Origin of the sequence: Microbispora sp. H10670 (assembly GCF_014161385.1) — a bacterium.
Classification (GTDB): domain Bacteria; phylum Actinomycetota; class Actinomycetes; order Streptosporangiales; family Streptosporangiaceae; genus Microbispora; species Microbispora triticiradicis.
In genome coordinates this window covers 1-1,223 of sequence record NZ_JABBWW010000085.1, presented here as the reverse complement: position 1 = coordinate 1,223, position 1,223 = coordinate 1, and the positions used below count along the sequence as shown (strand labels likewise).

Here is a 1,223-nt window from a genome sequence, read left to right as displayed (position 1 = left end):
ACGGCGAATCAGCAGCGGTTGTGGTTCTTGTGTCATCTGCACCCGGACACGAATCTGGCGTACCACATCACCGGCGCGGCGACCGTGCGCGGTCCGCTCGACCGGGATGTGCTGCGCACCGCCCTCGTCCACACCGCCCGGCGCCACGAAAGCCTGCGCACCACCCTCCGGATGGCGGAGGGGGAACTCGTACAGGTCGTTCACGAGGAGTGGGATTGGGAGCCGCCGCTCACCGCCGTGCCCGACCTGGCGGAAACCCTGGAGCAGTGGCGGACCTCGGCGGTCGACCTCGAACAGGGCCCGCTGTTCCGCGCGCGGGTGGTGCGTGTCTCGGACGACGAACACGTGCTGCTGCTGTCGCTCCACCATGTCATCGCGGACGGCTGGTCCCTCACCGTGCTGTTTCGCGAGATCGCCGATCACTATCAGGCGGCCCGCACGGGTGAACCGTTCCCGCAGGACGCCCCTCTTCAGTACGGCGACTACGCCCAGTGGAAGCTCGACACTGCGGCCGATGACTCCGAACTCGGGTTCTGGAGTGAGTACCTCGCCGGCGCGCAGACGCTCGACCTGCCCACGGACAAGCCGCGCCCGCCGTACGAGACGCACCGTGGGGACGCCGTTCCACTCTCCCTGCCCGCGCAGACCGTCGAGCGCCTCGCACGGGAAAGCGGCACGACGACCTTCACGGTGATCACCACGGCGTTGACGCTGCTGCTCGCCAAACTCGCCGGTCAGGACGACGTCACCATCGGCATCCCGTCCTCCGGCCGTACGCACCCCGGCACCGCCGAGATGATCGGCTTCCTGGCGAACTCCCTTCCCCTGCGCTCCGTGAACCGGCCCGGCATGACGCTCGCGGAGGCCCTGAGCGCGACGCACGCCAACCTTCTGGAGGTCCAGCTTCACAGCGACACCCCGTTCGAGCGGATCGTCCAGCACGTGCGGCCGGAGCGCGACTTCAGCCGCAGCCCGTTCTTCCAGGTCATGCTCGCGCTGGACAGCGCACCCCAGCGGACGCTGGAACTGCCCGGCCTCCGCTTCACCCGAGTCGACATGGCGCCCGCCGGTACGCAGTTCGAGTTGTCGGTGCATTTGGAGCAGTCGGTGGAGGGGTTGGGTGGGTTCCTGACCTACAACACGGATCTGTTCGATGCGCGGTCGGCGTGGTTGCTGGCGGAGCGGTTGGCGGTGGTGGTGGAGGCGCTGGCCGCCGATCCCGG

Annotated in this window: 1 protein-coding gene; it reads left to right on the top strand. The window is 68.6% G+C overall.

The features are described from left to right. The coding region (locus HHX33_RS34625) for a condensation domain-containing protein (protein WP_259403174.1) at positions 1 to 1,223 on the top strand (1,223 nt) is incomplete at both ends.